Here is a 6,038-nt window from a genome sequence, read left to right as displayed (position 1 = left end):
TTCCCTTTCCGGCGGTTCCGACTCTATCAGATCCTTTCGGGCCTGATTCCCAGTCAGAGGGGGCTTGCCTTCCCGGCCGTTGGGCCGTTCCGACGTCTCAAACCTTAGCGGATCCGTCCGGCAGTTCCTAATCGGGCCGCCGGCCCCAAATCGAATTGAATTCGGGCACGCCGAATTCGACCCCGTGGGGAGATCTTGCTGGTGGTTTGTAGTGCCGCTAGTGCGGCGGAGGTGCTGTCGAAGAACCGATACGGCTCCCCGGCAACCCGAAGAACTCTACGGACGCCGGGTGGGGATGTCAACCACCCCTGTCAAGATCTTTTAGCCCGGCCGGGGTGGCCTGCTCAGTCGAGGTCGCTGAGCCGGCCGCCGGCGTCCGGCTGGGCGTGCTCCACCCGGCGCAGGAGCCTGGTCAGGACCTCACCCAGGACCGTCCGCTCGTCCGCGGAGAGGTCCTGGAGGAGGTCCTCCTCGAAGACCGTCGCCATGCGCATCGCCTCCAGCCATTTCTCGCGACCCTCGGGCGTCAGCTCGACGATCACGCGCACGCGGTTGGACTCGTCCCGCTCACGGGTCACCAGTCCTTCGGCGAGCATGCGGTCGATGCGGTGGGTCATCGCGGCCGGCGTCAGGCCAAGGCGCTTGGCCAGATCGCTGGGTCCCAGGCGATAGGGGGCCCCGGACAGGACCAAGGCCTTCAGGACCTCCCACTCGGCGTTGCTGATGCCGAGGTCCGCGGTCTGGCGGCCATAGGCGACGTTCATCCGGCGGTTGAGGCGGGAGAGCGCCGAGACGATCTTCTCGACCTGGGGGTCGAGGTCCTGGAATTCGCGCTGATACGCCGCGATCTGCTCTTCGAGGGTCGGCTCGCCGCCGCTGCCGGTGCCGACCGTGCCGGGGGTGTCGCCCATGGGCGCAAGTATCGCACGGGGCTCGTTCGCGTTGAAGTTCTTCGCGGTGTACAGTTTAGCTTCTAACTTTAGCTTCGAAGTCTTCGGCACTAAGTACTGAGGCAGCGGAAGTACCGACGCTGCTTCCGTCCCGGTGCCGACGACGACTACCTGAGAGAGGTGAACGTGACCAGGGCGAGGGGCGCAGCGATGCGCCGGATCCACGTGGGCAACGCACTCAGCGCGTTCGGGCTCGGCTTCACCGTCCCCTACCTGTACGTCTATGTGGCGCAGGTGCGGGGACTGGGTGCCATGACTGCGGGGCTCGTCCTCGCCGTCTTCGCCGTGGCCGCGCTGATCGTGCTGCCGTTCGCCGGCCGGGCGATCGTGCGGCGCGGTCCACTGCCGGTCCTGCTCGCCGCCCTGGTCACCGCCGCGCTGGGTGCGCTGAGCCTGGGGCTCGCCGGTAACCCCACCGCCGTCCTGGCCGCCGCTGCCGCGCTCGGCGCCGGGCAGGCCGTGATGCAGCCGGCGCTGGCCACGATGATCGTGGACTGCTCGACCGCGGAGACCCGGTCGCGGGCCTTCGCGACACAGTTCTTCCTTCAGAACCTCGGGCTCGGCGTGGGCGGACTGATCGGCGGGCACCTCGTCGACACCACGCGCGTGTCCTCGTTCACGTTGCTGTTCGCCATCGAGGCGGCGATGTTCCTGCTGCTGGCCGTGGTGCTGTCGACCGTGCGGCTGCCGCACGGTCCGCGGGTCGGGGGCGCCCCGCAGTCCGCCGGGGGCAGCTGGAAGCGGTTGCTCGGCAACCGGGCGATGGTGCAGCTGTGTGTGCTGGGCTTCGTGCTGTTCTTCGCCTGCTACGGACAGTTCGAGTCGGGGCTGAGCGCGTACGGGGTCGAGGCCGCCGGGATCTCGACGTCCGCGCTCGGGAGCGCGCTCGCCGCCAACACGGCGATGATCGTGATCGCGCAGTTCGCCGTGCTGAAGTTCGTCGAGCGGCAGAAGAGGTCCCGGGTGATCGCGGCCGTGGGGCTGATCTGGGCCGTCGCGTGGGTCGTCGCGGGGTACGCGGGGCTCGGCCACGGCAGTCGGGAGATGGCGACAGCCGCGTTCGTGTCGACGTACGCGCTGTTCGGGCTGGGTGAGGCGATGTTGTCGCCGACGGTCGCGCCGCTGGTGGCCGATCTGGCGCCGGACGGTCTGGCGGGACAGTACAACTCGGCGTTCGCCCTGGTGAAGCAGCTCGCGCTGGCCGTGGGGCCGGCGGTGGGCGGGCCGATGGGGGCCTCGCTGCACGCGCCGTACATCGTGACGTTCCTGCTGTTCTCGCTGGGGATCACCTACCTGGCGCTGCGGCTGGGGCGGCAGCTGACCGCCGTCCAGGATCAGCCGTGGCTGGCGCGGAAGCGAGTGGTCGCGCGCGGTGGCGCGGTGGCGGAGCCGGTGGCCGCCGAGGCGTGAGACGGGTGGGGGAGGCGGTCGTCGTCCGAGAGGGCGGCGGCCGCCTTTCGTGTCGGCGGGCGGCCGCGACCCGGGCGAGGCGTGCTGCCTGTCGCTCCGGGCGTCACGGCGTTCGTCACTCCGCGGGCTTCGGCAGGACGAACTCGCACCACACGGCTTTGCCGCCGCCCGGGGTGCGGCGGCTGCCCCAGTGGGAGGCGATCGTGGCGACGATGGCGATGCCCCGGCCCGACTCGTCGCCCGGTTCGGCGCGGCGGCGGCGCGGGAGGTGGTCGTCGCCGTCGGTGACCTCGATGATCAGGCGGCGGTCCGTGCGGCGCAGACGCAGCCGCATGGGCGGGGTGCCGTGCTGGAGGGAGTTGGCGACGAGTTCGCTGGCGGCGAGGACGCCGAGGTCGTGCAGGTCGGGCGGGAAGCGCCAGCTGGTCAGGACACCGGAGGCGAAGGCACGCGCGCGTGGGGCCGCCTCGACGCCGCCGAGGAGCTCCAGGGCCGCGTTGCGGAACAGCTCGCCGTCGGGGCCGGTGCGGGCCGGGTGCTGGAGGACCAGGACGGCGACGTCGTCGTCGTGGTCGGCGGTGACGCCGGCCGAGCGGACCAGGCGGTCGCAGACGACCTGGGGGGTTCCGGTCGCGCCGGACAGGGCGCGCTCCAGGGACGCGATGCCTTCGTCGAGGTCTTCGTCCCTGCGCTCGACCAGACCGTCCGTGTAGAGGACGGCCGTGGAGCCTGGGCCGAGGGGGATCGAGCCGGAGGCGTGCATCCAGCCGCCGGTGCCCAGGGGCGGGCCGGTGGGTTCGTCGGCGCGCAGGACGGTGCCGTTGTCGTCGCGGACCAGGATGGGCAGGTGGCCCGCGGAGGCGTACACCAGCCGGCCCTCGTTGGGGTCGTGGATGGCGTACACGCAGGTGGCGATCTGGTTGGCGTCGATCTCCGCGGCGAGGCCGTCGAGCAACTGAAGGATCTCGTGCGGAGGCAGGTCGAGGCGGGCGTACGCCCGGACCGCCGTGCGGAGCTGGCCCATGACGGCTGCCGCGCGGACGCCTCGGCCCATGACGTCGCCGATGACGAGGGCGGTGCGGCCGCCGCCGAGGGTGATGACGTCGTACCAGTCGCCGCCGACCGCGGCCTCGGTGCCGCCGGGCTGGTAGGTGGCGGCGATGCGCAGGTCGTCGGGTTCTTCGAGCTCCTGGGGCAGGAGGGAGCGCTGGAGGGTGACGGCGGTCTCGCGCTGGCGGCGTTCACTGGTTCTGAGGCGTTCGGCGGCTTCGGCGTGGTCGGTGACGTCGGTGGCGAAGATCAGGACGGTGCCCTTGCCGTTGTCCTCGGCGGCGGGGGTGCAGGTGAAGGTGTAGGAGCGGCCGTCGGGGGCCTTGCGGGACTTCAGGGTGCGGGGCTTGCCGCTGCGCAGGGCCTGGTCGAGGAGGGGCATGAGGCCCAGGTCGCGGAGTTCGGGGAGTGCCTCGGAGGCCGGTTCGCCGCAGGGGCGTACGCCGAAGGCCGCCGCGTAGGCGTCGTTGACGTAGGCGAGGCGGTGGTCGGGGCCGTGGACGAGGGCGACGAGGGCCGGGACGCGGTCGAGGACCTCACGGACCGGGAGCTCGTCGACGGCGGGCACCGGGGGCGGCTCGTCGGTGAGTCGTTCGGCGCGGGCCGCTGGTACGGAGCCTTCGCTCCGCCGGTCCGTGGTGGTGACCGGGTGCTCGGCTCGCGCGGCGGCGCGGCGCTGCGTTCCGGGGAGCCGGGCGCTCCAGCGCGTGAAGTTCACGAATCCTTGCCTCGTGTAGTCGTCGGCGGCCCGGCTCCGGGCCCGGCCTGGGCTGCGGTGGCCGCGCGGCGGTGGCCGCACATTGTTACAGCACCCGGGATGTGGAGCACGTGGAACGGCCTCGTGGGTCGGGGGGCGGGTGGTGGCCCGCCGGGAAGGGCTCGGGAGGGACTGGAGCAGGGAGCAGTCTGGCAGTGTGGCCGCCGTCCGGGCCGACATTCGTCAGACGTGGGGGCGGTCGGTGGAGTTCCTGGATCCGGTCAGGACGACCCCTTCGGGTCGCCGGAAGACTCGTCAGAAGGCTTTCCACCGGCAGCGAGTTCGAACTCCGCGCGGGGATGTTCGAGGGATCCCAGGGAAACGATCTCCCGTTTGAAGAGCCCGGAGAGGGTCCATTCGGCGAGCACGCGTGCTTTGCGGTTGAAGGTGGGCACGCGGCTGAGGTGGTAGGCGCGGTGCATGAACCAGGCCGGGTAGCCCTTGAGCTTGCGTCCGTAGACGTGGGCGACGCCCTTGTGAAGGCCGAGCGAGGCGACCGAGCCGACGTACTTGTGGGAGTACGGCAGGAGGGGTTCGCCGCGCAGGGAGCGCGTGATGTTGTCGGCGAGGAGCTTGGCCTGGCGGACGGCGTGCTGGGCGTTCGGGGCGGTCTCCTTGCCGGGCTCGTCGGCCGTCACGTCGGGGACCGCGGCGGCGTCTCCGGCCGCCCACGCGTGCGTGACGCCGTCGATGGCCAGCTCGGGGGTGCATTTCAGCCGACCTCGCGCGTTCAGCGGGAGGTCGCTGGCGGCGAGGAGCGGGTGGGGTTTCACGCCGGCGGTCCACACGACCGTACGGGTCGGGAAGCGGGCGCCGTCGCTGAGGACGGCGACGCGGTCGGCGCAGGACTCCAGGCGGGTGTCGAGGCGTACGTCGATGTTGCGGCGGCGCAGTTCGCTGACCGTGTAGCGGCCCAGGTCGGCGCCGACCTCCGGCAGGATCCGGTCGGAGGCCTCGACCAGGATCCACTTCAGGTCCTCGGGCTTGACGTTGTGGTAGTAGCGCGTGGTGTAGCGGGCCATGTCCTCCAGCTCGCCGAGCGCCTCCACGCCCGCGTAGCCGCCGCCGACGAAGACGAAGGTGAGGGCGGCGTCGCGGATCGCGGGGTCGCGCGTGGAGGAGGCGATGTCCATCTGTTCGATGACGTGGTTGCGCAGCCCGATGGCCTCCTCGACGGTCTTGAAGCCGATGGCGTGGTCGGCGAGGCCGGGGATGGGCAGCGTGCGGGAGACGGAACCGGGCGCGAGGACGAGTTCGTCGTACGTCAGCTGCTGGGGGCCGGTGCCCTCTTCGTCGGTGGCGAGGGTGGTGAGCGTGGCGCTGCGCTTGGCGTGGTCGACTGCGGTGACCTCGCCGACCACGACCCGGCAGTGCGGCAGGACGCGGCGCAGGGGCACGACGACGTGCCGGGGGGAGATGGAGCCCGCGGCGGCCTCGGGGAGGAAGGGCTGGTAGGTCATGTACGGGTCGGGAGTGACGACCGTGATCTCGGCCTCGCCCCGGCCGAGTTCCTGTTTCAGCTTCTGCTGGAGCCGCAGGGCCGTGTACATCCCGACGTAGCCGCCGCCGACAACGAGAATGCGCGCACGTTCCTTCACCATCCCATGACGCACCGGCCGCCGGAGTTTGTCCACAGCCCCGACAATTTGTGTGACCGCGAGTCGGGCGTGCGCAGGGTTGGCCGAAACACCGGAGTGCGGGACAGAAGCGCAGGTCAGCGGCTGTGCACCGGGGTGCGGGAAGGGGCGCAATCGGGACGTATACGGCCCGTACTCCGATCGGGGGGCGCTCCGTGCGGAACCTGCCCCTTCTGAATTGACTCCCTCTCAACTATGTTCGTGTGTCGACGGGGTGTCAGGGGGAAGTGCTCT

Annotated in this window: 4 protein-coding genes; 1 reads left to right on the top strand and 3 read right to left on the bottom strand. The window is 71.1% G+C overall.

Annotated features, from left to right (window positions below):
- Positions 1-344: 344 nt before the first annotated feature.
- Positions 345-911, bottom strand: coding sequence for a MarR family winged helix-turn-helix transcriptional regulator (locus ACFVYS_RS41060; RefSeq protein ID WP_020665696.1), 567 nt, complete (start codon positions 909-911; stop codon positions 345-347).
- A gap of 189 nt (positions 912-1,100) precedes the next feature.
- Here ACFVYS_RS41060 and ACFVYS_RS41055 point away from each other — a divergent pair, with 189 nt between their 5' ends.
- Positions 1,101-2,360 carry an MFS transporter gene (locus ACFVYS_RS41055; protein WP_389510634.1) on the top strand — a complete coding sequence of 420 codons (1,260 nt, stop codon included), beginning with the start codon at positions 1,101-1,103 and terminating at the stop codon, positions 2,358-2,360.
- A 115-nt stretch (positions 2,361-2,475) separates the two neighbouring features.
- On the opposite strand, the gene ACFVYS_RS41050 is transcribed toward ACFVYS_RS41055, so the two are convergent.
- Both ACFVYS_RS41050 and ACFVYS_RS41045 read right to left on the bottom strand, forming a co-directional pair.
- Entirely contained in the window at positions 2,476-4,128 is a 1,653-nt protein-coding gene (locus tag ACFVYS_RS41050; RefSeq protein WP_362268126.1) for a SpoIIE family protein phosphatase, read from the bottom strand.
- Positions 4,129-4,388: 260 nt separating this feature from the next.
- The gene (locus ACFVYS_RS41045; RefSeq protein ID WP_389510632.1) at positions 4,389-5,768 is read right to left on the bottom strand and encodes an NAD(P)/FAD-dependent oxidoreductase; all 1,380 of its coding nucleotides are present in this window, start codon (positions 5,766-5,768) and stop codon (positions 4,389-4,391) included.
- Between the last annotated feature and the right edge of the window lie 270 nt (positions 5,769-6,038).

The sequence above is a fragment of the Streptomyces sp. NPDC058295 genome, from assembly GCF_042880655.1.
Lineage (GTDB): Bacteria > Actinomycetota > Actinomycetes > Streptomycetales > Streptomycetaceae > Streptomyces > Streptomyces coriariae.
This window is presented reverse-complemented; position numbering and strand designations above follow the sequence as displayed.